Here is a 24,231-nt window from a genome sequence, read left to right as displayed (position 1 = left end):
TTTAATAGCAACTTGATTAATATTTGTCTCTCAGTCGTCTTACAGGTGCGGTTTTATATTTACGCAGCAGTTGCCATAGACTGACCAGCAATAAAATACTAAAGAAGATCAGAGACCAGACCGGCAAAGATTGCCCCAAGAAAGTCCAGTCAATGGTGGCACACTCGCCAGAACCATTGAGTACCTGTTGCAACACTGACTGCATTGGCAAGGTTTCCAGCCAGTATTCCAGGCCAGGACCACAGCTCGGCACCTGATCCGGTGGCAGATTCTGTAACCAGACATGCCGGGCAGCAACGCCCACAGACCATAAAATACTCAGCGAACCTAGCAAGGCATAGAGCCGCTTCATGATATTGGATTTAGGGTTATGCAGACATGCGATGAGTGAGATGATCCCCAGTCCAATTAATCCCACACGCTGAAACACACAGAGTGGACAAGGCGCCAGGCCCTGTACATGCTCAAGATATAAGGCAAATGCCATTCCAATGACAGCAGCCAAAAATAACATACCACTCACGAAGCGATAACCCCATTGCATGGTGAATCCTCTTATTTTTTATCGATATTGGGCTAAATAATCAGCAAAACTGACGCTGCTATCTTGCTCGAGTTGCTGTTGTTGCTGCAATGACTTTTGTGACATTTTTTCAAAATAAGCCAGTGTTTCCGGGCTAAGCTGGTGTGCTTCATAAACACTGCTATGTTGCTGAGCCAGATGCTGGCCAAAGTGCCACATACTGCCTTGAGTGCGTGTATCGCCCACCACCAGGGCAGATAAAGTTGCATCAACTTCATCGACCCGGATCTGCATCATCTTCATGGCATTGCTATACAGGTCGGTTGCATAGGTCTGATTGAGCAGCTCGGCCAGAGGCTGCATGCGTTGCAGATGTATGGCACACCAGTCTTCAATCGGATAGCATTGACCATCTGCCAGAATTGCAGCATTCGGCGCACGGCCACGATTTACCACTTCGGTCTGATTCTGCTCAATGATCTCCTGCTCCTCACCGAAAAGTGCTGGACTGTCCTGCAATAAACAATACAAGGCCACCACTTCCAGGAAGCCGGCGGTGTCTTCATTGATGCCAATCGGGCTATATGGATTGACATCGACTGCCCGCAGCTCGACATAGGCAATCCCGCGATTTTCCAGCGCTTGAGATGGGGTTTCACCCTCTTGTGGCACCTGCTTCGGACGTACCAGACTGTAATATTCATTTTCGATTTGCAGCACATGATCATTGATCTGAGTCGGCTGGCCATCTGCTGCATTTAGTCCAAGACGACTAAAGGGTTTATACGGCGTTTTGACTGCTTTTTGCAGTCCTTCTAGATAGTCTTGCAAGTTATTATAGTGAATGCCGAGCTGTTTCTGGGCTGAGTTCTGGTAGCCAAATCGTCCCATACGCAATGCTGTCGCATAAGGGGTATACAGGGTGCCTTTTACCAAGGGCAATAGATGATGATCACGACCGGTCATAAAGCACTGGCAGACTGCCGGACTGGCACCGACCAGGAACATCACCAGTGGGGTCAGACGAATAAAGTTACGGATCAGCCCCATATAGCGGTGGCTGCGATAATCCTGCAGGCTTAAGTCCTTGAGTGCTTCATCCTGCTCCTGCTGCTGTAAGGCTTCGAACAGATGATCCGGGAAAGACAGGTTATAATGCACCCCTGAAATGGTCTGCATACGGCGACCATAACGCACCCCCAAGCCATGACGATACAAGGTTTTAAATAAGCCGATATTCGAGCTGCCATACTGCGCCAGCGGAATACTTTCATCGCGGCTATCCAGCATGCAGGGCATCGACATCGGCCAGAGTTTTTCCTCATTTTCCAGATGACGATGCACAATCGCGTGAATATCAGTGAGATAGTCCAAGGCTTTTTTGATCGTGTCCTGCGGCGGCGTAATGAACTCCATTAAGGCTTCAGAATAGTCTGTGGTGATATGTGGATGAGTCAAGGCTGAACCCAAGGCACGCGGATGCCCTGCCTGTGACAGGAAACCATCACTCTGCATACGTAAGCTTTCACGCTCAATACCACGCAGCATGCCTTTGATGAGTGACGACTCTACCCAGGTCGGTAACACATTTTGGGAAGTCGGTTCAGGTTGACTCATTACAATCTCGCTTAAAGGGGCTAAACTATTAAATTAAAATCATCAGTTTAATCAGTATAACGTGATTTCTGGCCGGCACATGATAGGCTGTCTAGTTTTCAGGCAAACTATTGATTTTTAATTTGGCAATTTTTTAACACAAACTTCCCCTATAAGACATGTGAAATTTGTGATTTTATAATTAAATGAGCAGAGGCAAACAATAAAGCATATGAATTATCAAGATTTTTTAGACTTCTGGTTTTCCCCGGCCGCAGAACCGAACTGGTTTGTTAAAAGCGCAGCCTTTGATGCCTTACTGGCTGAAAAGTTTAGCGTCTTGCATCGGCAGGCCGCACAAGGCGAATTATGGACCTGGCGAGAAACGCCAGCAGGCCGGGTGGCCGAAATCATTATCCTGGATCAGTTATCCCGTAATTTATATCGCAATGATCCACGTGCTTTTGCTCAAGATGGTATGGCTTTGGTTCTGGCTCAGGAAATGATCCAGTTAAAACTCGATCAAGCGCTTGATCCAGTCTACCGCCGTTTTTTATACATGCCCTTTATGCACAGTGAGTCAACACGTATCCATGAAGTGGCATTGCAGCTGTTTGAAGCGCTGGATAATCCAACTGTGTTGGACTATGAGCTAAGACATAAAGTGATTATTGACCGTTTCGGACGTTATCCGCATCGAAACCAGCTTTTAGGCCGGGAATCGACAGCGGAAGAATTAACTTTCCTGACCCAGCCAGACAGTAGTTTTTAAGAGTTTTTAAGCTCCGCTATCTGGACTGGATCATTGCATCAGGAGATCGAACATGAAATATACCCTCTGCGGGCTGGCTCTCATTGCGGTACTGGGTCTGAGTGGCTGTGCAACGACACCCTCAAAGCCTTTAAGCTTTGATCAGTTGGGCCGCTACAGTACCACGCCCCTCAACAGCAACACCTATCGGATTGGGTTTCAGGCCCGGCCCAATATGAGCTTTGGCACGGCTGAGGAAATTACCCTGCTCAAAGCCGCGCAGACCACTGTGCAAAATGGCTTTCAGTTCTTTAGAGTGCTGAATGATCCAAGTAATCGTACCCAGCAACCGCCACGTCAGGCGATCGTCTATCCGGCACCGAGCTATTATCCATATGGTTATTACCGTCGCTATCCGGGGTTCTGGCCAGACCCGTTCTATGACCGTCCTTATACTGTCACCCTGGATCCTGCTCAGGTGGCCTATACCATTGAATGCTTTAAAGCCGGTCAGGCACCTAGCGATGCTTTCGATGCGCGCTTGATTTTACAGTCACTTGGGACTAAATATGGTCTAAGTCCATCCGGCGCAGTGCTGCAACCGCAACCGGCCAATCCCTCTTGACAGGATGATCTATGCAGACAGAGCGTATCTCACCGAGCTTACAACGCAGTAAACGTTTTGCGACCATCGCGCTGGTGGTCGCGGTACTGATCTGGTTGGCACTCATGCTTGCTGCCAAGCTGCTGCCCGAATATGTCTGGCTGATTCATATCCTGATGCTCTCTGCAGAAGCCGGTGTGGTCGGTGGTCTGGCTGACTGGTATGCGATTACCGTACTGTTCCGTAATCCTTTTGGCCGCTTGCCGATCCCGAAATTTTTACGTGACCATACCGAAATCATTCCCCGCAACAAGGCCCGTATTGCAGAGTCAATGGGCCGTTTTGTGCAGGAAAATTTTCTCTCTCCGCAAATTGTACAGCGCAGTCTGGCCAGTACCGACCTGAGTCTGGCCGCGGGGCGCTGGCTGGCCAATCCGCAAAATAATGTGCAAGTGACTCAGGTCATTCAGCAAACCGTGCCTAAAGTTTTCGAATTTGTCGGGCAGGAACAGATTGCCGGATTTATCCAGAATAATAGCGTGCAATGGGTCAAGAACACCCAGATCAATACCCTGGCCAGCGAGATGCTGCGCGCCGTACTCGAAAATGATTTTCATCAGGATGTACTGCAACGCGGCCTAGACGTGGTACATGCCTGGATGAGCTCACATCCTGAAGAAACCCGGGAACTGACCCGCAACCTGTTCAAGGAAATGGGAGTCTGGAAACTGGCCAAAGGCGCGAGCTGGATTGGAATTGATGTACAGCAACGCAGTATTGATTCTGTCATTCAGAGGGTTGAAGCGATGCTGGCCGACCCGGATCATCCTTGGCGGCTTAAAATTGAGGAAACTGGACATCACTGGATGTTGCAACTGGCCGACAACCACAGTGAAGCCAGCCAGCGTCTGAATGAAACCAAGGATGCCTTGCTCGATAGCCCGCAGGTGCTGAATTTTATCAGTGGTGCCGTGGTGATTTTATGTGATGCCATTAAAGAGGATTTGCAAAAACCGGATTCCGGTATTGCCGAGAATCTCAGAATTGCGATTCAGCAGGTCGGAGAAAATATTATCTCGAATGCTTCGGTACGTGAGCTGCTGAATAAACGTCTTAGCGGGATCGCGGTGGATCTGAGTGATCAGTACAGTGAAAAAGTGATTCGTTTCATTAGCGAGCGCATTCACGAATGGGATTCGAGCGAGATGATTGACAAGATTGAAAATGAAGTTGGCGGCGACCTGCATATGATCCGGGTCAATGGGGTCGTGGTGGGTGCCTGTATCGGTCTGGTGCTCGGGATTATCCGGGCGGCGGTGGAGCATCTGATTTAAAAACCATTTTCTCTTTGATACAGCTTGGCTCTTCAACAGATTCAGGCTGTTTGGGGACAGAATAAAATCAGCCCAACCTTAAAAATAAAACCTGCCTGCCCTATTTTTCACATCGGCATTTTTAAAAGGCTGAAACCCTTACTATTGTCAGAGTTGTTTTAATCAATCACTTCGGTGCTTGAGGGCCGGACATATCCACCAATAGTCCGGTAAATTTGCGGACAAAAGGTAATAAGGTCACCACGACTGGAAAGGCAATTGCCCAGGAAATCATCCAGTTGTGAAACCAAAGTGGCATGAATCCATCAATCCAGCCTAAATTGCGCAGCATATTGATCATGGAAATGATGCCACTCATCAGACCAGACAAGATAAACGGCACAATAATCAGTGCCCATTTCGCCGGAAGTTTAGGAATATTGCCAATAATGGTCGGATGTTGTTGCGAATCCACGGACTGCTCTTTTTCTATATTTTAAGATCACTAATATAAGCCAAATTTTATACTTCTGAAGGTGCATTTTTATTAAAATTGATGTTATTTTCACCCGATTGATCACATTCTCCCAAAGACCAGATTGTAAAAAATCTGTGGAGTGATCGTATAATTTTTATTCCCTAGAAATGCTTTTACCTAAACAGCCGGAAATTTGCTATATTTGCTGTTTTTCTGCGATCTCTATTTTCGACTGATTATGAACACGGCAATCCAAGCAGCTCTAGAACATGCAGTGCAATCCCTTCAAGCTGAAGGTGTCCTCCCATCTGACTGGAAAAACAGCAGTAGTTTGACGCGTACCAAAGACCGAACACACGGTGATTTCGCCTCAAATATCGCGATGATTGCCTCTAAAGCTGCGGGTATGAAGCCGCGTGATTTAGCAGAAAAAATGCTTGCTGTTCTTCCTGAAGTGGCAGATATCAGCAAAGCGGAAATCGCAGGTCCTGGTTTTATTAACTTCTTCCTCAATGCAGACCAGCGCTTTGTGGTACTCGATCAAATTCAAGCACAGCAAGATGCTTATGGTCGCACCCAGGTCAATGCGGACAAACGCATTCAGGTTGAATTTGTCTCTGCCAATCCGACCTCTAGTCTGCACGTGGGTCATGGTCGTGGTGCCGCGTATGGCATGACCGTTGCCAATCTTTTAGAGGCGACTGGTGCCAAAGTAGATCGCGAATACTATGTCAATGATGCTGGCCGTCAAATGGACATTCTGGCCACTTCAACTTACCTGCGTTATTTAGAGTTAAATGGTCAGGAACTGGTCTTCCCGAAAAATGCTTACCAAGGCGACTATGTCAAAGAAATCGCGCAAAGCATTATTGACCAGGATGGCGATGCTTATGTCCGCCCGGTTGCGGATGTGTATAAAGACGTGCCGGAAGATGTGCAATTCGCTGCTGAACTGGATGCAGATGGCAACAAAGTGGTGGTGTCTGGCGACAAAGAAAAGCACATTGATGGTTTGATCTTTAATTCTCAGGCGTTGATTGGTACAGGCTATCGTGTCTTCCTACAGGCAGCACTCAAAGCGATTCTGGATGATATTAAAGATGACCTGGGCGAATTTGGTGTCACTTTCAACCAATGGTTCAGCGAAGAATCATTAACCGACAAAATTGAAGAAGCCTTACAGACCTTAGATCAACGTGGTTTCCTGTACGAAAAAGATGGCAATATCTGGTTCAAGTCGACTGAATTTGGTGATGAAAAAGACCGTGTGGTGAAACGCCGTAATGGCCAGACCACCTACTTTGCCTCTGACATTGCCTATCACCTGAATAAATTACAACGTGGCTATACCGATATTATTGATATCTGGGGTTCCGATCACCACGGTTATATCGCACGTGTAAAAGCAGCGATTGATGCGATGGGCTATGACTCGAAGAAATTAACGGTGCTTCTGGTTCAGTTTGTCAGCCTGTGGCGCGGTGGCGAGATGGTACAAATGTCATCTCGTTCAGGTCAGTTCGTGACCTTGCGTGATCTGCGCAAAGAAGTCGGCAACGATGCTGCACGTTTCTACTATGTGATGCGTAAATCTGAACAACACATCGATTTCGATCTAGACTTAGCGGTGTCGCAAAGCAAAGACAACGCTGTATATTACATCCAGTATGCGCATGCCCGAATCTGCCGTATGTTAGAAAAAGCGGCCTCTACAGGCGTGAATTTTGACGCTGCGGCAGCGCGTACTCTGGCGGCCCGACTCGAGCTGGATGCTGAAACTGAAGTTCTGGCTAAACTGGCTGCCTATCCAGAAATTCTGGTGCGTGCTGCAAACAGCCATGAGCCACATCAAATCGGCAACTACCTGAAAGAGCTGGCAGCCTTGTTCCACGGCTGGTACAACGACAATAAAGTACTCGGTGATGATGCTGAACTGACTCAGGCGCGCTTACTGTTATCAGTGAACGTACGTCAGGTATTGCGTAATGGCTTAGAACTTTTAGGTGTGTCTGCGCCTGAGAGCATGTAAGCAAAGCACCGCTTTGCATGCTCGCAAGGCGAAAGCTTCGCTTGAGTAAGCATGTATAGATTGTTTTGCATGCTCGCAAGACAAAAGCTCTACTCGAAGCCACAACGAAAACTGTTGTTTTAGCTGTTCAGAAAATACCTGGCTAGATTCTGCCAGCTATTTGAAAAAATAGTTCAAGTATAAATCTGGTGTGCAGTTTGATCTAAATAATGACATTTGGATCTTAATCACATAGGATGAAATAATAGTCAGGCATAACCACTGTTATGCCTTTTCTATGAGGCAACCCCATATAGAGGAAATCCCAAGTGTTTGGAAAAACGCAACGCGGTGTATCTGAAAGACCGAATAAGCCTAAAAAGCCACTGATTCCGACCTGGCTCGGCACACTCGTGATCATTTTAATCGTGTTGAGTTTTTTAATGGCACTGATGTTGTGGAAGCCATGGGAACCGGTTAAGCCTAAAACTCAAACGACTGCAGCATCTGTCCAGGAAGAAGACACCAATAAGGATTACCGTTTTTACGATTTGTTGCCACAACAACAAGTAACTCCGATTCCTGAACAGGCGGTACCTGAAGCTAAAAGACAGGATACTGTGGTGATTGTAGAAGCACCTCGACCTGAAGTTCCTGAAGCTGCAGCAAGCACCGAACCTGGCTTGGAAGTCAGCGAAGCACCGGTTACAGCTCCGGTCAGCTATATTCTGCAAGTACGCAGCTTTGATGATCCGGATCAGGCCGATGCCCGCCGTGCGGAAATTATTCTGAATGGCCTGTCTGCTGATGTGGTCAGAAGCGTAGAAAATGGCAAAGTCTGGTATCGCGTGGTCTCAGGCCCTTATGACTCGGCTGATGCGGCACTGATTGCCCAGCAGACCTTGCAACACAGTGGCATTGACTCGATTGTGGTGAAACGCTAAAGATTTAAATGAGAAAAAGCGCCTGATGGCGCTTTTTTTGTATCCTTCCCCCTTTGGAAAAGGGTGAGGAGCATTGCTCCGCAAGGGAGGATTTATATCATTCAGGATTAATCCCCCTCGATCCCCCTTTGAAAAAGGGGGAGGATACAAGAGGCTAAAATCTTTAAACCGTATGCCCCAATGCTTCACCCATATTCACCAAAGAATTGGCCTTGAACGCGGCATCCCACTGCATTTTATGTTCTTCAAATAAAATCACTGCAGTTGAACCAAGGTAGAACCGGCCCAGTTCCGCACCTTTTTCCAGGAACAGATCATGCTGGTTTAACTCGATCCGACCAGAAGGTTTAACCTTGCCAGTAGCCACCGTTTCAATACCAGCCACAATCATTGCACCCACCAAGACCACGGCCATACGGCCAATTTCAGTATCAAACAGGCAGACCATGCGTTCATTGCGGGCAAACAGACCCGGAATGTTTTCTGCCGTGACCTGATTGACCGAGAACAGTTCCCCCGGTACATATAAAGTTTCAGTCAAAGTCCCTGCAAATGGCATATGCACACGGTGATAATCACGTGGTGACAAATATACTGTCGCAAATTCACCATTCTTGAAGGGTTCAGCCAGTTGCGGGTCAGCAATCAGCGCTTCTACAGTAAATTTTTGACCTTTGGCCTGAAACACATCGCCATTTTCAATTTTACCCAGCTGGGAGATCGCCCCATCCGCAGGTGAAACAATGCTGCTGGCATCTGGATCAACTGCACGAATCCCTTGTTTCAGGGCACGGGTAAAGAATTCATTAAATGATTTGAATTTCAAGGCATTGGCCTGTTCAGCAATCGACATATCAATGCCGTACTGTGCCTTAAAGGCAGTAATTACAGCCGTTTTGATAATCGGGTTTTCGCTGGCAGCAATTTTGCCGACCACACGAGACAGGCGATGTTGCGGTACTAATCGTTGAGCTTTAATAAAAAACTGTTGTTTTAAACGTGATGTGATGCTCAAGATGGCACCTCCCCTGTAGCGATTGGACTATTGAGGCGATTGCCCCATTCACTCCACGCACCATCATAGGCTCGAATTTTCCAGCCCAGTAAACGGCCCAGAATATAGGCCAAACCTGAGCGATGATGGGACTGGCAATACACCACAACCGGCTGAGTCAAATCAAAGCCCAGTTGTTCCAGACGCTGCTGAGTACGTGGTAAAGGCTGCAATTTTAAATGATTTTGCCGGTTAAGGGCAGTACTCCATTCAAAATGACGTGCTCCCGGAATATGACCGCCGCGGCGCGCTGCCAGACGCAGGCCAGTATATTCATCTTCAGTGCGGCAATCCCACAGTTGAACTTGTTCATTTTCAATGAGCTGGTGTAATTCATCATAGCCAATCTGAAACTCTGATTTTTGCTCGAGATTGACAGGAACTAAATGACTCACCGGGCTAAATATTTCCTGATCGGACGAGGTTGGCAAACCTGCACCTAGCCAGGCATGAATCCCGCCATTCAATAGGCTGGTATTTTTAAAACCCAGACAATGCAGATTCCAGAGTAAACGCCCGGCCCATGCCCCGCCCTCATCATCATAGGCCACCACATGATGCTCAGGCGAAATATTCAGATAAGCAATGAGGACCTGCAAGCCTTCTGCATCCGGCAATAGCCCCATCGTATGCTCTTCCTGACGAACCAGCAGCTTGGGTTGTAAATGCAGGGCATGTGGAATATGCAACTGCTCATACACAGAAGCCCGGCTGAGGTCGACAATACGAAGTTTTTCATGGCCCAAATAGGGAACTAAATCTTCTGCCTCGATCAGCAGACCAAAATTAAAAGCTGAAGCTATCATCGTTATCATGGCTATGATGGGTCAAATTGTTTTGATCTTAGCACAGCTCATTTTTACACTTATGCGGTTTCTTTTAAGATGATTAGCAGGATTTTAGATAAGTCATGCTAAAAAGCCATCTTGTATAAAAAAACCGCCCCTGTAGCGAAGCGGTTTTTAAAATTACTCATGTCTAAAATGTGCTTAAGCAGGTTCAGTGATCTCGAAAACCTGACGCAAATAAGCCAGGAAAGTATCATTATCAGTCATGGTTTTGCCTGGACTGTCCGAAATTTTTGCCACCGACTGACGGTTACATTCCACCAGTTTCAATACGATATTTAAGGGGGTTTGGCCCATGTCGTTGGTCAGGTTGGTGCCAATCCCGAAACTGACCTGAAAACGGTCTTTAAAGTATTGATGCAGTTTCCAGGCTTTTTCCAGATTCAGACCATCACTGAAAGTCAGCATTTTGGTTTTGCTGTCAATTTTCAGTTTTTTATAATGTGCATAGGCCTTGTCACCCCAAACATAGGGATCACCACTGTCATGACGCAGGCCGTCAAACAGTTTGGCAAAATACAGGTCAAAATCACGCAGGAAAGCATCCATACCGACCACATCGGTCAGGGCAATGCCTAAATCACCACGATATTCCTGTACCCAGGTTTCCAGTGCAGATTTCTGGAAATTACGCAGACGCACGTCAAGCGCCTGAAATGCTTGCAGGAATTCATGCGCCATGGTGCCAATCGGGGTAATTCCCAGCTCTTTGGCCAATAACACATTACTGGTACCACGGAAGACATGTGGTGCAGCCTTGTTGAATTCTTCTACCACATGCTTTTGCCATTCGAAACTATAACGGCGACGTGTCCCAAAATCCGACACTAAAAATGGCGGATCATGTGGATGTTGCGATGCATCGTATTCTTTTAATAATTGTATTTTTGCCTGTAAACGGCGCTCACCTTCAGCCAGCACTTCAGGACTACGGATCCGGCTAAAATACAGTTCATTGACAATTGCCAGTACGAAGATTTCAAACATCATCGCCTGAACCATCGGGCCTTCAACTTTAATGTCTAAACGACCTTCGCTATCGATACTGGCCTGAATAAAACGGCGTTTCAGTTGAAACAGTTCCAGATAATCGACGAAATCGCTCTTGATAAAACGCAGACTTCTTAAATATTGCAACTCGTCTTCTTTAAAGTTGAGCTGACACAACAGATCAAGTTGATGATTGAGATCATCCAGAATATCCGTCAGTGGATAGACTGTATCTTCCAGATTACGACAACGAAAATGGTAGACACTATGCGTTTGCGGAAACTTGTGTAATACCACTTGTAACATGGTGAATTTGTACAAGTCAGTATCTAACAGGGAACGGATAATTGGAGCCATAACTAAGGAAATATCGCTGTGCTTATCTCAACATTAAAGCATAAAATTTTATGCAATATTGCAGGATTTACGTACAGCTAGCTGAATTCGCGACAAAAGTATCAGAGTATAATGGGTTTTATTTTGACAACTGGCCTGGGGTTTTCCCCTGTTCCTGAATGATTTTCTGCAGCTGTTTTTCCTGACCAATCACCTTGGCAAATTCGGCTGTGGTCTTTTGCCCGGTCTGCTTGGCTTGGGCATCACAGTCGACCTGACGCAGCTGTTTGGCAATGGCAAATTCCATTTTAAACAGTGCCCCCATCAATGCGGTATTACCTTTATTGTCGCGGGCGCAGCGATCAGCACCATGATTGAGCAAGGTCGTCACAATAGTTTGATGGCCATAATAGGTCGCCATCATCAGGGGGGTAAAACCGGCACTATTGCGTACATCAACCGGAAAACCATACTTGAGAAATTCATGAATCACTTCGTGATTGCCGGTTTTGGCTGCGGCAAAAAACAGCGCAACTAATTCCTGTTGTGAGCTCATCTGAATATTGTCCACAGTTTTAGCGGGGGAGATCTCCTTGGCGGTGGCCACGTTTGCGAATATGGAACCTATCGCGAGAATACTGGCTAAAACTGCATGCTGCATAGCTTTCATAATGAACTCCAACAGAAATCAAATAGAGACATGAATCGAAAATGATTCTATTCAGATTAGATAAGATGAGTAAAACGGAGTGCCTGTAGAACTCCCCCTAGGGTGCAGGAAAGGTTTGGAGTTCTACAGGACTTTGCGGAGGTGAATTCTTAAACCCTAGTCACCAATCCTGATCGACCAATCGAAATCAGTCTTTGAGTTGTGCTGCTTTGGCTTTGACCGTTGCGATGTTGCCCTTCACCGCTTTGGTCATACGTGTACCGTAGTCGGCATCTGCCTTGTAGAAATAAGACAACATGATGTGCTTGGTTTCTGAATCTTTTACTGCACCTAAGTCCGCAGCCAGGTTCATAATCAAGTCATCTTTCTCTTTGGCAGTATACGAACGGTACAGCTCACCTGCCTGCTTGAAGTTCTGCTCTTTCACACCGATTTGCTGTACATGACCCGATAATGGTGTTTGTACCGCACGTGCTTTTGCAGTTGCAGCTTTTGGCTCTTTGCGGCTTGGCTCATAGTTCACATCCGAGTCACGCTCAGACACGTTCATATAACCTTCCTGGTTGTTGTTATTTACAGCAACCACTGGACGGTTCACCGGAATTTGCTGGTGATTCACACCCAGACGGTACATTTGCGTATCTGAGTAAGAGAAGATACGGCCTTGTAGCAGACGGTCTTCCGATGGCTCAATACCCGGAACCAGATTACCTGGTGCAAATGCCGACTGTTCAGTCTCATTGAAGAAATTCTTTGGCATGCGGTTCAGGGTCAATGTCCCCACTTTCACTTCTGGAACTAAGTCAGTTGGCCAGATCTTGGTGGGATCAAGTGGATCAAAATCAAACTTGCCGAGATCTTTTGGATCCAGTACCTGGATATACAGATCCCATTTCGGGAAGTTGCCGGCATAAATGTTGTTATAAAGATCATTGGTCAAGTGATTGAAGTCTTTGCCCTGTTGCACGGCAGCTTCTTTCACATTCAAACCCTTCACGCCTTGTTGCGAGCGGAAGTTGAATTTCACATATTTGTATTCGCCCTTGTCGTTATATAGCTTGTAAGCATGTACACCGAAACCGTCCTGTTCGCGGTAGCTGGTGGGCACACCTTGTTTGCCGTACACATAAGTCAGCATGTTGGTAGCCCATGGCTGGCTCGACAGGAAGTCAAATACACGGTTGGCATCTTGTACGTTTGTCACCGGGCTTGGCTTCATTGCATGAATGAAGTCCGGGAATTTGATCGCATCACGGATGAAGAATACCGGTGTCTGGTTACCGACCAGATCCCAATTCCCTTCTTGAGTATAGAACTTGATCGCGAAACCGTGCGGGTCACGCAGGGTTTCCGGTGAACCTTTACCATGAATTACCGTAGACATACGTACAAAAACTGGAGTTTTAGTACCGGTCTTGAATAGAGAAGCAATTGTTAAGTCAGACAGGTCTTTAGTTGCAACGAATTCACCATAAGCCCCTGTACCACGCGCATGTACCACACGCTCCGGAATACGCTCACGACCAAAACGTTGTAGTTTTTGTACCAATTGAACGTCTTGAAGCAAGACTGAACCATTTGGGCCTGCTGTGATTGAGTTCTGGTTATCACCGACTGGCGCACCATTGTCTTTAGTTAGAGGAGCAGCTTGTGTGGCTGTGACAGTTGCAAGCATTGCAACCAGTAATGAACGCTTAAACATTTCTAAATCTCTCAATTTATTACCTTTCCTGCAGGTGCTAAGATATATAAAAACTAAAAATTGTTAAAACAGATTATTTTTATAACTTCAATCGTTTTAATGAATTTATAAAAATTAATCAATTGATTTTCAAATATTTAAAACTCATAAAAATTAGCATCTGATACTGCTTCAGGTTTTATTCTTGCTACAATCACGCCCATCTATCGTTATCAGTCAATATGTAAAATGCGTGCCTTATTACAAAGAGTTTTAGAAGCTAAAGTCGTGGTCGAGGGTGAAACCACTGGCGAAATAAATAAAGGAATTCTGGTTTTTCTGGGTCTGAGCAAGGACGACAATCTGGAAAAAGGTAAAAAGCTGATTGATAAGATATTGAAATACCGATTCTTTGATGATGAACAGGGCAAAATGGGCTGGAATGTCGGTCAGGCCGGAGGCGGTTTACTGCTGGTTTCGCAATTTACCCTAATGGCGCAAACCCAAAAAGGTTTACGTCCAGATTTTGGCCCTGCCATGCCACCTGCTGCTGCAAAAGAGCTGTATGAGCAACTGGTTGACTATGCAAAGTCACAATTTAAACATGTACAAACTGGTATTTTTGCAGCGGATATGAAAGTACATTTGGTCAATGATGGGCCGGTGACGTTTAATTTAGAAGTTGAATAGCGACATTATTTTCCACATTAAAAAGCCCTCAGATTCAGTAATCGAGATCAGGCAGGAAACTATCTGGTTTTTTATTATTGTTATTCATAATGATATGGGGTAGCTGGAAACCTCATCCCCAACGGTCTGGGGCATCAGGTGTATTGTACCGCAAGATTAGAAAATAATTGTTTCTGCAAAAGATTTAAAAAATTAAGGAGCTTAGATCTAAACTCCCTAACTGACTGGCATTACCCAGATTGAAACTGGCTGAATCCTGCCCTCAGCCCTCCTTGAAAAAGGAGAGGAAGTCAGGAGCAGAGTTTTATTTACCCGTTTTTTCTTTAATAAACGCCCGGGCAAATTTAATTTTTTCTTTGACCGGTTTGGGCAATTTGGGTGGAATCATCTTCGCCACCTGGTTAAACCAGACCAGCAGGCCAAAGTCACCTTCCATTTTGATGGTGCCACTTTGCATACCGGTCATGAATGCTGTCGGGTCACCTTTGACCAAGGTCTTTACACCCTGTTCACTATCAGCAAACTGCAATACAAAATCTGCTTTCTCTGCATCACCTGAAACCGTATCAATCTGGCCATTATTGACAATGATCTGACGTGCCATACCTTCATCTGTGCCAATCTGGATCCGGAATTGACGCTCATGTACCAGTTCAATAAATTTTGGGCTGGTACGTGCCAATTGCTTCATACGTAAAGCCAGACCCGCGACCAACAAGTCCAGTGGATCGGTACTCATATCAATAAGAGGAAGTTTTAACACAGGAATGGACGACAGTTTCATGGAGGATGCCTATTCTAATTGTACGAAAATTGACAAATATCCTAGCATAATTCTTGGCTAGGTTGATTAAGCAGTTTGTATCATATTTCTAAGCTAAAAAATGCACCCGTGGGTGCATTTTTTCTTTGCGATTTGTAGACTTAACGGCTCGAAAGCTGCTGCTGGTCATCTTCATAGACTGGCGTATGTTCGATACAACGGCGTTTTGCCAAGGCACGCTCTGCACGACGGTCTTCACGCAATAATAAGAAAGTGACCACCATCATGACTGCTGTCAATGCACTCAGATAACTATAGGTCATTGGCAGATCAAACCAGGCTTGTGTGCCTACACGAATCATCTCAATCAAGCCCCAGACCAACATCCCGGCTGCCATAAAACTCAACCAGCGACGATAAGGCGAGAAGAACACAGCAACTACAGCTGCAGCGACTAAACTGAAGCCCACGATCGTTGCTAAATTCGCTGTTACCATATAAACCCCTCCATCCAAATAGATAGTTTGCCTGTTTGATATTGCAACGGTTCTATCTATTGAATTTCGTTCAATCAATAAAATGGAATCTGTTGATTTGTATCTCTATGCCTGCATTATGCTGAGTTTTTTGCATAAAAAAAGTCCTGTGATCTGGTCTCACGACATACTTTGTCGCGATATTATATTGTCATTACATTTTTTGCTTTTGGCATTTTTGTGGATCAATGACTGCGTCAATGTTGGCGTGTCATTACAAAATTATCAGGGCTGTTATTGACTGAAAAAATTATTTTTCCGTTTAAGATGATCGATGTTTTTATAGTCAACCTTCTCTGCTGGCTTGGTCACCTTGGTCCAAAGGCAATCAAAAAACGCGACCCTGAGGTCGCGTTTATATCTATCCAAACGAGTGTTTATGCCTGATTCAGGTCTTTATCGTGTACCCCGAGCAGATACAGCACCCCGTCCAGACCGACACTGGAAATCGCCTGCGTGGCATTTTGACGCACCAGTGGCTTGGCACGGAAAGCCACACCGAGTCCTGCAATCGATAACATTGGCAAGTCATTGGCACCATCACCGACTGCAATGGTCTGTTCCAGGGAAATTCCCATCTCTTTGGCAATTTCGCCAAGCAATAAAGCTTTACGCGCGCCATCGACAATATGACCTTTGACTTCACCCGTGACTACACCATCCTGAACATCAAGCGCATTGGCATGCACTTCATCAATATCCAGTTTGCCTTGCAAATATTCGGCAAAGTACTGAAAACCACCCGACAGAATTGCAGTACGGTAACCCAATGCTTTTAAAGTCGAAATCAGGCGTTCAGCACCCTCGGTAATGGTCAGGCGCTCGGCAATTTTCGGCAGTACCGATGCATCCATGCCTTTCAATAAAGCCACACGGGCACGGAAACTGGCCTGAAAATCAAGTTCACCTTGCATGGCGCGTTCGGTGATTTCAGCAACCTGCGCACCGACCCCTGCTTCAATCGCCAGTTCATCAATCACTTCCTGTTCGATCAGGGTCGAGTCCATATCAAAACAGACCAGACGGCGGTTACGGCGATAGGCATTGTCTTCCTGAACCGCAACATCGACATTCAGTTCACTGGACAAACGCAAACAGGCAGCACGCATGGCTGCGGCATCCAGCATTTGTCCTTTTAAACCAAATTCGATACAGGCACGTTTCGGACCGGTACTGCTGCCATCCAGGGCCGGACGGCCAGACAGACGGGTTACGGTTTCAATATTAAAACCCTGAGTCGAGACAATCTGGGTCACGGCCTGCAAATGAGAGGCATTTAATTCAGGGGCCAATGCCGTTACGATATAACGTGTGCGCCCACCCTCTTTGACCCACTGATCATATTCAGTCGCAGAGATCGGTTTAAAGCGCACAGTTAACCCGATATCATGTGCTAGAATCAGGATTTCCTTCATGGCTAATGCTGTCGCCGTCTGGTCATCAGACGCTACAACAATACCTAAGGTTAACTGATTATGAATAACCGCTTGCCCCACATCTAAAATCTGTAGGGAATGGGCGGACAAAACCTGCATTAATCGTGTAAATTGATTAGGCTGGTCAGGTCCTAAAAATGATATAAGAATGATTTCTCGCATGAATTGACTCGGGTCTGAGCTACAACTATTGTTAGAATCATAATCGAAATTGAACAGAATTGCCTTGGAAGTTTACGTTGAATGCGCCTAGACAAGGGCTATTTGCTAGCCTATTGATTGTAAGTTTTGCTCTGCATACCTTTTTACTGGTATTGGCAACCACTCACCAACTGAATGAAAACCGCACCAGTCAGGGGCAGCTGATCACCAGTCAACTGGTGACAGACAGCCTGTCCGAGCTGGAACCGGCCAATCGTGTTTCTCTGGCTTTGCTGGCAAATCGTTATGCGACCAACCCGAGTGTGGCTTCGATTCGAATTCTGGATGCGAAAGGTCAGGTTTTAGCCACCGGTGGACTGACCAAAACTCGTGATGGTGAAGTTTTTGTCCGTGATGCACAGCAAAACGAGAAAAAAGTCGGTCTGATTGAAATCACCCTGATTGAGCCAAGTATGGGTGAAATTCTGCGGACGCAATGGCTGGCGATTCTGTTCTCTTTCATTATTCATGCTTTGATTTGGGTGGCGTACCGCGCGATCGCGCGTCCTAGCCGAACCGAATATCTGGCACGCATTAACAATGAATCCCGTTTAAAATTCGAGATTCAGACCCTGACCCAAGCTCTGGAACAGGAAAAGCACAATGCTGCGCTAGCCATTGCCCAAGCTCAACAGGCAGTGAAAAACAAAGCCAAAGAAAAAGAACATAAGCCGGCGGTCCTGGAGCAGGATAGCCTGAGCTTGAATATCCAGTTCTATGATCCAAAACAATTACTGGATAGTGTCAATAAAACCGTTTCGGTGCCTTATTTCAATCTCTGTCAGATTTTTCTGAACAAAGCCACCGAACTCTGTGTGCAACGTTATAAATTGAATAGTTCTGATATTTGTACCGTACATAAATTTGATGAAAAAGGGGCCACGATCAGTATTGCAGCAGATAAACCAAATGCCCTGGCTTGCCTGACCATGATCAGTGCCGTGTTCCAGCTGTTGTCCGAAGTACTGTATAAACGTTACCGGGAAGAAAAACGTTTTGTGCTGCAAACCCGCAGCGCAATTGCCTCTAAAGTCGAGGAGATGCAGCTCAGCTCGGTACAAGCCTCTGAGCGTCTTAGCCAGCACCTGGTCTCGAAAGAAAGTGCCTTACATGTACCGAATCATTTGCTGAAAGATGTAAGTGATCACTTCCAGCTGGTGAGTATGCCTAATCCAACCAATGTCCTGACCCGTCATGCCTTTGTAGTGAATGGCATGGATGCAGAAACGGCTGAACTGGCACAGACTTTTAGAACCGAGATTTTAAAATCCAAACAGTCCAAAGCCTCATAAAGGTTGTACAGTACAAAGCCCGACTTTAAATCGGGCTTTTTTATGCGCAGAATTTTCAAGCTGTTACTGGTCAAGTTTTATTATTCAGCGCCTTGCAGCAATTAAAATCACTGCCGCATTTTAAAACTCTAGCTGTCTGTATCCAGATTTTGCTTTGGCTCTAATGTCGTTGCCCTGCTTTTGGCTGCCCAATAGGTGGCCAGAGCTGGCCCTGAAATATTGTGCCATAAGCTAAAGATCGCACTGGGCAAAGCCGTAAGTGGAGAAGCTGCAAAATGGGTCGCAGCCAAAGCCACACCCAGACCCGAATTCTGCATTCCCACCTCAATCGATACCGCACGACAGTCTATTTCCGCCAGCTTAAAGATACGACTGGCCCAATAACCCAGCAAATAACCGAGACCATTATGCAAGGCCACAACTCCCAAGATCAATAATCCGGATTGCAGAATCTGAGCTTTGCTGCCGGCAATAATCGCTGCCACAATCGCGACAATGGCAATCACAGAAATCAGCGGCATCACCTGAATATAGGCATTTACTTTTTGCTTGAGCAGGCCCCGTACAATCAAGCCCAGAAGAATTGGAAATAGCACCACTTGTAGAATCGACACCAGCATGGATAAGGCATTGATCTCGATCCATTGGCTGGCCAAGAGATAAAAAATCGCAGGGGTCAGAATCGGAGCCAATAAGGTTGAGACGGAAGTACAGGCCACAGACAGAGCAGTATTGCCTTTGGCCATATAGGTAATGACATTGGAGGCAGTGCCACCCGGACAGCAACCGACCAGTATCACCCCGATCGCAATTTCCGGCGGCAACTGGAACAATTGACACAAGAGAAAAGCCAGACCCGGCATCACTACAAACTGGGCCACGACCCCAATCCCGACAGCTTTCGGACTTTGTAGCACACTTTTAAAATCGCCTACGGTCATGGTCATGCCCATACCAAACATGATGATGCCCAGCATCCATGGAATATAAGCGCGTAACCAGACAAAGCCCTCGGGCAGCATTAAGGCAATGCCGGAAAACAGCAGCACCCATAAAGCAAAGGTTTTTTGGACAAATTGGCTAAACTGGAGCAAGGCTGACATGGGGTTCATCCAGGGGTACAAAGGCAGAATAATAACAAGATAAAACAGGCATCTCTCAATACCAGAAATCTGAAGATTTAAATGCGCCGAAGATCAAAGAAATATCCGAAGCGCATCATGATAAAATTTTAAACCGGCTGAACGATATCTTTGGTATAGATGCGTTTTACCCCATGCGCCAGCATATCTTGCCAGGCATGTTGCAAGGAACCATTCAGATCAATGCCCTTGCTGGCATCGGCAATGACAAAGGTCTTAAAGCCCAGTTTGCAGGCATCGATGGCGGTCCAAGCCACACAGAAATCAGTAGCAATCCCAACCACAAATACCGTATCAATACCACGTTCACGCAGATAGCCGGCCAAACCGGTTGTGGTTTTCTGATCTGCTTCCATAAAGGCGGAATAACTGTCAATCCGGGAATCAAAACCCTTGCGAATAATCAGTTGCGCTTGCGGTAAATTTAAATCCGGATGCAACTCGGCATCTACTGTCCCCTGCACACAATGCTTTGGCCATAAAACCTGAGTGCCATAATCCAGCTGAATGCTGTCATAAGCCGCTTTAGCGGGGTGATTGTCTGCAAAAGAAATATGGTTTTCTGGATGCCAGTCCTGCGTCAGGATAATATTTTGAAAATACTGCCCCAATAAATTGATATTGGGGATAATCTGGTCAGCATTGGCCACTGCCAGATTACCCCCTGGGGTAAATCCTCTTTGTACATCTACGACCAGCAAAGCGATATTATTTTGCATGTATTTTCATCCATTGAAATCTCGATTTATGTCCAAGCATAGCGCAAATTGTTATCGGATTTTTAGAGCGGCTGCTAAAAACCCTGTGACTGCATATTCTGATTCTGCCTGTTTTTAACCGCACTGCGGATCTGATTCCTTGAATTTTAAACACAAAAAAGCCTGCAAAAGCAGGCTTTTTCAAATCTTGCCTTATTACACTTTGGTACGGTTCACCAGGAATAGCATACACAGTGCAGAGATGATGATACATGGGATTGCGGCTGTAATTACCCCTGCGGCACCAAAACCTGCCACCAGGAGCTGACCTGCGATGACTGGGCCTAGCATGGCACCAATACGACCGACTGCAGAAGCAACACCGACACCGGTACCGCGCACTTCTGTTGGATACACGATACTACCGAAGGCATAAAGTACACCCTGACAGCCAATTACGAAGGCACCTGCCAATGCTGCTGCCATATACATCTGGTTCAGTGAGCTTGCACCATTTAGTGCCAATAGACCTGCAAGAATACCGCCGTACATCAACAGGATCACATACGCTTTTTTCCAGCGATCGGTCAGCATACCCAGGATAATTGTACCAATCGTCGCCGTAACCATGAAGTAGAACTGTGCGGTTGAACCGTCCTTACGGGTAAAGCCAAGTTCCATAAACAATGAGGGTAACCAGCTCAGCATGATGTAAACCACCATCAGCGTGAAGAAGTAGCTGATCCAGATGCACATGGTACGTAACAGGTTGTCCGAATTAAACAGGTCCTTAAATGAACCTTGTGGTGCAACGGCAAGTTCTGCTGCAGTTTTGTTCTGTGTTTTCAGGTATTCCTTCGATTCAGGCAAAAATAGCATCATCAATGGAATTGCAAAAATCGGTAACAAGCCGCCCAGATAGAAAACATTTTTCCAGTTGGCACCAAATTCAGTCGCAGCAATTAAAGATAAAATCGCAGCACCCACAGGCATACCGCAATACATCAAGCCGACTGCACGACCACGATTTTGCGGCGATACCGCTTCAGAAGCGAGTGTGATGAGAATCGGCATCGCACCGCCCAGACCTGCTCCGGCCAGAAAACGTACTGCCAGCAGACTGTTAAAGCTATTGACCCAAACTGTACATAAAGTGAATATGGCAAATGTTGCTGTCGACCAGATCAACACTTTCTTACGGCCGATACGGTCTGCAAATCGACCGCCGATCAGTGCACCGGGTAATAAACCCAGAATCCCTGCACTAAAAAACACACCCAACTGGGAACTATCGAGACCGAAGTGTTCACGCACACCGGCTGCAGCAATACCAGCAGCCTGAATATCCAAGCCTTCAATCACCGCTATCAGAAAACAGATGGCGACCGTGACGATAGCATGCTTATTGTCTGATTTTTCCATTGGATTATCCTTGTTCAATCAGCGTTACAAAAGAAAGACCATCATCTATGAGCCTGAGCGCAGAAATAACTATCAATAAGTTGAACGTTTTACTTGGATATCCCCACAGCAGCTGAAGCAGCTCCATGCAATAGACCTTGAGATAAAGTCGCAAAAGCAATTAATCAAAAAGTTTTAAAATTCACAATTTATGCTTTAAGACTTATACATCAAGTTAAAAAACCAACCGATTAGAAAAATATTATGCAATTCATTGATATTAAAAAAAGATTAATAGATTCAATTTTTCAACCTGTTTACATCAGCTTAGCCTCCAGACAAAGATGTTTTACATATAGATTCATCCAATAAAAATATTAATTCAGCAGCTAAAAACAACGAAATTCACGACTTGGCCGAGATTTTTACTCAAATCGAGCTAATTTTGCAGACAAAATTCAACAATATCTCGCTGAGCCGGGACTTAAGTCGCAGTTTGACCGCGGTATTTCGCCGGATAAATCATCTAATTTATTACTTGATTGTTTTCAAAAGGCTTTGTATAAAGAATTGAGTGGCTTTGACTAAAGCATATTGTTCTTATGCGTTTGATCAGTCATAATTTGCATAAGCAATCTTCAATTCAGCGCAAGTCCATTGAATTTGCTATAAATCAAAATACAAATCCATCCCAATTTATGTTTTCTCATTCCTTTCGGATGGACAAATAGGATAGTTTTTTAAAATGACTCAGCAAGCACAGACCATTCAAGGTTCCATAGTCGCAATCGTCACCCCTATGTTTGAAGATGGCAACGTAGATTGGAAGGGTCTCGAGAAGCTGGTTGAATGGCATATTGCAGAGGGCACCAACAGTATTGTTGCCGTTGGAACGACAGGCGAAGCCTCGACCCTGAGCATGAGTGAACACACCCAGGTGATCAAAGAAATCATTCGTGTGGCCAACAAACGTATTCCTATTATTGCCGGCACAGGCGCAAACTCGACCCGTGAAGCCATCCAACTTACCCGTGAAGCCAAAGAACTCGGCGCCGATGCTGCTCTTCTGGTGACGCCTTATTATAACAAACCGACCCAGGAAGGCTTGTACCAGCATTATAAAGCTGTGGCTGAAGCGGTCGATCTTCCGCAGATTCTGTATAATGTCCCTGGCCGTACCGGTGTCGACATGCTGAATGAAACCGTGATTCGTCTGGCCGATATTCCACAAATCGTCGGGATTAAAGATGCGACGGGTGATGTACCGCGTGGTGCTGAACTCTTGCAAGGTCTGAAAGACAAAGACATGGTGGTCTACTCAGGTGATGATGCAACGGCATATCAGCTGATGGGTCATGGCGCCAAAGGCAATATCTCGGTCACAGCGAATGTGGCTCCGAAAGCCATGAGTGAAGTGTGTGCCGCTGCCATTACAGGTAATGCTACAGACGCTGAACAGTTAAATGCTCAGGTTGCAAATTTACACAATATTTTATTTTGCGAATCAAACCCAATTCCTGTGAAATGGGCACTCCATGACATGGGCTTAATTGGTACTGGCATTCGCCTTCCATTAACACCACTTGCAGAACAATATCGCGCTCCGCTTCATGAAGCACTGGTCGAAGCGGGCGTTATTAAATAAAAGAGCACAAGATTATGCAATTACGTTTAGGACTTAGCCTTACACTTTCAGTATTCAGTTTGGCAGGTTGTAGTTCAATGGCCTTTAATAACGGCACTTTAGACTATAAAGAAACTACAACTCTGGACGCTTTACAATATCCTGAAGGCGCCATGGTACGTCCTGCAACGCCATTGTATCCTGCTCCAACAGTCGATCCGCTTGCAATTGAAAATGCACCGAAGCTTGAAAACCAGCGTGGCAACCGTTTTGCCTTGCCACGCCCTCAGGCCCAGACTGAGAACACCGCTCAAGCTGAGCTGACTGAAAGCAATGCTGTTGGTAAACCACAGTTGGTCACAGACGGAAATCTTAATCCGCTGCTTAAAATTGACGGAAATTCTGCTACAATTTGGCAATATACGCTTGCCACCCTCAGCAGCCTGAATCATAGCATCGTTGCGCAGAATAAAAACCGTTACGAAGTCACGATTCGGGTCGACCAGCAAACCTATGTATTAAGATTATCTTCTGTCGGTTCAAGTAATAACCTCGCTGTGTTCAATGCCGATAACAGTTTTGCCGACCGTGAAAAAGCCGCAGAACTGCTCAACCAGATTTACCAAAATTGGCCAGCCTAGACATTTCTAGG

23 protein-coding genes are annotated in these 24,231 nt (G+C 45.9%); 9 read left to right on the top strand and 14 right to left on the bottom strand.

What is annotated here, in order from left to right:
* Positions 1-16: 16 nt before the first annotated feature.
* Complete coding sequence (locus tag FTU90_RS09050) at positions 17-544, bottom strand: disulfide bond formation protein B (RefSeq protein ID WP_180072386.1); 528 nt, start codon at positions 542-544, stop codon at positions 17-19.
* Between the two features lie 18 nt (positions 545-562).
* The gene (gene gshA / locus FTU90_RS09045) at positions 563-2,140 is read right to left on the bottom strand and encodes a glutamate--cysteine ligase (protein WP_180072384.1); all 1,578 of its coding nucleotides are present in this window, start codon (positions 2,138-2,140) and stop codon (positions 563-565) included.
* 211 nt (positions 2,141-2,351) lie between these two features.
* Between gshA and FTU90_RS09040 the strand changes: the two genes are divergently transcribed.
* The 3 genes from FTU90_RS09040 to FTU90_RS09030 are packed head-to-tail and all read left to right on the top strand — an operon-like array spanning position 2,352 to position 4,808.
* Positions 2,352-2,891, top strand: a complete 540-nt coding sequence (locus FTU90_RS09040) for a DUF924 family protein (protein ID WP_074383840.1) — start codon at positions 2,352-2,354, stop codon at positions 2,889-2,891.
* A gap of 52 nt (positions 2,892-2,943) precedes the next feature.
* Entirely contained in the window at positions 2,944-3,495 is a 552-nt protein-coding gene (locus tag FTU90_RS09035) for a hypothetical protein (protein ID WP_159138400.1), read from the top strand.
* A gap of 11 nt (positions 3,496-3,506) precedes the next feature.
* Positions 3,507-4,808: a DUF445 domain-containing protein gene (locus FTU90_RS09030; RefSeq protein ID WP_180072382.1), complete on the top strand. Its 1,302-nt coding sequence runs from the start codon at positions 3,507-3,509 to the stop codon at positions 4,806-4,808.
* 166 nt (positions 4,809-4,974) lie between these two features.
* Here FTU90_RS09030 and FTU90_RS09025 read toward each other — a convergent pair whose 3' ends face one another.
* Positions 4,975-5,262 carry a DUF2798 domain-containing protein gene (locus FTU90_RS09025; protein WP_005173318.1) on the bottom strand — a complete coding sequence of 96 codons (288 nt, stop codon included), beginning with the start codon at positions 5,260-5,262 and terminating at the stop codon, positions 4,975-4,977.
* A 241-nt stretch (positions 5,263-5,503) separates the two neighbouring features.
* On the opposite strand from FTU90_RS09025, the gene argS reads away from it, so the two are divergent.
* Both argS and FTU90_RS09015 read left to right on the top strand, forming a co-directional pair.
* Complete coding sequence (gene argS, locus FTU90_RS09020; RefSeq protein WP_005173319.1) at positions 5,504-7,294, top strand: arginine--tRNA ligase; 1,791 nt, start codon at positions 5,504-5,506, stop codon at positions 7,292-7,294.
* 308 nt (positions 7,295-7,602) lie between these two features.
* Positions 7,603-8,217 (top strand): SPOR domain-containing protein, encoded by a 615-nt coding sequence (locus FTU90_RS09015; RefSeq protein ID WP_074383835.1) that lies wholly within the window; start codon positions 7,603-7,605, stop codon positions 8,215-8,217.
* Positions 8,218-8,380: 163 nt separating this feature from the next.
* Here FTU90_RS09015 and asd read toward each other — a convergent pair whose 3' ends face one another.
* From asd to FTU90_RS08990, 5 genes are all read right to left on the bottom strand, one after another.
* Positions 8,381-9,232, bottom strand: coding sequence for an archaetidylserine decarboxylase (asd, locus tag FTU90_RS09010; RefSeq protein ID WP_005173321.1), 852 nt, complete (start codon positions 9,230-9,232; stop codon positions 8,381-8,383).
* Positions 9,229-10,077, bottom strand: a complete 849-nt coding sequence (locus FTU90_RS09005) for a sulfurtransferase (protein ID WP_180072380.1) — start codon at positions 10,075-10,077, stop codon at positions 9,229-9,231. Before FTU90_RS09005 ends, asd begins: the two co-directional genes overlap by 4 nt.
* 183 nt (positions 10,078-10,260) lie before the next feature.
* Positions 10,261-11,466, bottom strand: coding sequence for a nicotinate phosphoribosyltransferase (pncB, locus tag FTU90_RS09000; RefSeq protein WP_074383833.1), 1,206 nt, complete (start codon positions 11,464-11,466; stop codon positions 10,261-10,263).
* 118 nt (positions 11,467-11,584) lie between these two features.
* Entirely contained in the window at positions 11,585-12,115 is a 531-nt protein-coding gene (locus tag FTU90_RS08995; protein WP_005173324.1) for an ankyrin repeat domain-containing protein, read from the bottom strand.
* 187 nt (positions 12,116-12,302) lie between these two features.
* A complete protein-coding gene (locus FTU90_RS08990; RefSeq protein WP_100354958.1) occupies positions 12,303-13,817 on the bottom strand; it encodes a catalase in 1,515 nt (504 codons plus the stop codon).
* A gap of 228 nt (positions 13,818-14,045) precedes the next feature.
* Here FTU90_RS08990 and dtd point away from each other — a divergent pair, with 228 nt between their 5' ends.
* On the top strand, positions 14,046-14,486 hold the full coding sequence (dtd, locus tag FTU90_RS08985) for a D-aminoacyl-tRNA deacylase (protein ID WP_180072378.1): 441 nt from the start codon (positions 14,046-14,048) through the stop codon (positions 14,484-14,486).
* 304 nt (positions 14,487-14,790) lie between these two features.
* Here the strand turns inward: dtd and FTU90_RS08980 are convergent, their stop codons facing one another.
* From FTU90_RS08980 to serB, 3 genes are all read right to left on the bottom strand, one after another.
* Positions 14,791-15,270: an SCP2 sterol-binding domain-containing protein gene (locus FTU90_RS08980; RefSeq protein WP_100329538.1), complete on the bottom strand. Its 480-nt coding sequence runs from the start codon at positions 15,268-15,270 to the stop codon at positions 14,791-14,793.
* Positions 15,271-15,410: 140 nt separating this feature from the next.
* Positions 15,411-15,746 (bottom strand): ciprofloxacin tolerance protein AciT, encoded by a 336-nt coding sequence (aciT, locus tag FTU90_RS08975; RefSeq protein WP_074383829.1) that lies wholly within the window; start codon positions 15,744-15,746, stop codon positions 15,411-15,413.
* 416 nt (positions 15,747-16,162) lie between these two features.
* Complete coding sequence (serB, locus tag FTU90_RS08970; RefSeq protein WP_100534551.1) at positions 16,163-17,383, bottom strand: phosphoserine phosphatase SerB; 1,221 nt, start codon at positions 17,381-17,383, stop codon at positions 16,163-16,165.
* A 77-nt stretch (positions 17,384-17,460) separates the two neighbouring features.
* On the opposite strand from serB, the gene FTU90_RS08965 reads away from it, so the two are divergent.
* Positions 17,461-18,714, top strand: a complete 1,254-nt coding sequence (locus FTU90_RS08965) for a hypothetical protein (RefSeq protein ID WP_180072377.1) — start codon at positions 17,461-17,463, stop codon at positions 18,712-18,714.
* A gap of 128 nt (positions 18,715-18,842) precedes the next feature.
* Here the strand turns inward: FTU90_RS08965 and FTU90_RS08960 are convergent, their stop codons facing one another.
* The 3 genes from FTU90_RS08960 to mhpT all read right to left on the bottom strand — a co-directional run bounded on the left by FTU90_RS08960 (position 18,843) and on the right by mhpT (position 21,976).
* On the bottom strand, positions 18,843-19,817 hold the full coding sequence (locus FTU90_RS08960) for a bile acid:sodium symporter family protein (protein ID WP_180001042.1): 975 nt from the start codon (positions 19,815-19,817) through the stop codon (positions 18,843-18,845).
* A 128-nt stretch (positions 19,818-19,945) separates the two neighbouring features.
* Positions 19,946-20,575 carry a bifunctional nicotinamidase/pyrazinamidase gene (gene pncA, locus FTU90_RS08955; RefSeq protein ID WP_100329540.1) on the bottom strand — a complete coding sequence of 210 codons (630 nt, stop codon included), beginning with the start codon at positions 20,573-20,575 and terminating at the stop codon, positions 19,946-19,948.
* A gap of 195 nt (positions 20,576-20,770) precedes the next feature.
* A complete protein-coding gene (gene mhpT / locus FTU90_RS08950) occupies positions 20,771-21,976 on the bottom strand; it encodes a 3-(3-hydroxy-phenyl)propionate transporter MhpT (RefSeq protein WP_100329541.1) in 1,206 nt (401 codons plus the stop codon).
* A 724-nt stretch (positions 21,977-22,700) separates the two neighbouring features.
* On the opposite strand from mhpT, the gene dapA reads away from it, so the two are divergent.
* Both dapA and FTU90_RS08940 read left to right on the top strand, forming a co-directional pair.
* Positions 22,701-23,600 (top strand): 4-hydroxy-tetrahydrodipicolinate synthase, encoded by a 900-nt coding sequence (gene dapA / locus FTU90_RS08945; protein WP_180001043.1) that lies wholly within the window; start codon positions 22,701-22,703, stop codon positions 23,598-23,600.
* Positions 23,601-23,614: 14 nt separating this feature from the next.
* Complete coding sequence (locus tag FTU90_RS08940) at positions 23,615-24,220, top strand: lipoprotein-34 precursor (NlpB) (RefSeq protein WP_100329542.1); 606 nt, start codon at positions 23,615-23,617, stop codon at positions 24,218-24,220.
* The last annotated feature ends 11 nt before the right edge of the window (positions 24,221-24,231 follow it).

Source organism: Acinetobacter sp. YH12200, assembly GCF_013418175.1.
GTDB classification, from domain to species: Bacteria; Pseudomonadota; Gammaproteobacteria; order Pseudomonadales; family Moraxellaceae; genus Acinetobacter; species Acinetobacter pseudolwoffii.
Note: the sequence above shows the minus strand (reverse complement) of the source record. Positions and strands in the feature narration are given on the sequence as shown.